This window comes from Rheinheimera sediminis (assembly GCF_004005375.1).
Taxonomy (GTDB): Bacteria; Pseudomonadota; Gammaproteobacteria; order Enterobacterales; family Alteromonadaceae; genus Pararheinheimera.
The window spans coordinates 1-524 of record NZ_RZUF01000088.1 but is presented as its reverse complement, the minus strand read 5'-3'; the positions used below and the strand labels follow the sequence as shown (position 1 = coordinate 524).

Genomic DNA, 524 nt, shown 5'->3' with positions numbered 1-524 from the left:
TATCGCTGTTTGTACCAGCAACTTGTTGTAATGGCTGGCGTTGGGGTCGGCCAGATAGTCAGCGCAGTCGAACCAGCGGGCCTGTAGTATTTCGCGGGGGTCTGGTTTAGGTTCAGTTTCTTCGGCTGTTAAACGGCACACCATATACAAATTTGATGCGCCAAACTGGCCCTGATGATGATGGCGTAATCCTAAAAAGCTATCAAAACTTGCTGCAACAGCTGTTTATTCCAGCACTTCACGAATAACTGCCTCAACCAAATGTTCTTTGGCATCCACCATACCACCTGGCAACTTAAAATAAGACGGGCTTCGGCCCTCCAACGGTTTTTCCTGTACCAGCAGTACTTTACCTGAAGCGGATAACACCACAGCGCCCACTCCTATACTGTGAGTAGCGGCTGAAGGTAAATAACTGTCGGCTTGTAGTTTTTTACTTAGCATCAGTTTTTCTGGTGTGCAGTGATGAAAAGCAAAACCCAGCTCCAGTGCTACAGAAATCAATTCAGCACGGGAGGCCGGTA

General features: G+C 47.9%; 1 protein-coding gene. It reads right to left on the bottom strand.

Annotation, left to right across the window (positions count from 1 at the left end; all coding sequences use genetic code 11):
• Positions 1-225 precede the first annotated feature (225 nt).
• On the bottom strand, positions 226-524 hold a 299-nt coding region (locus tag EMM73_RS19875; protein ID WP_127688487.1), incomplete at its 5' end, for an NUDIX domain-containing protein.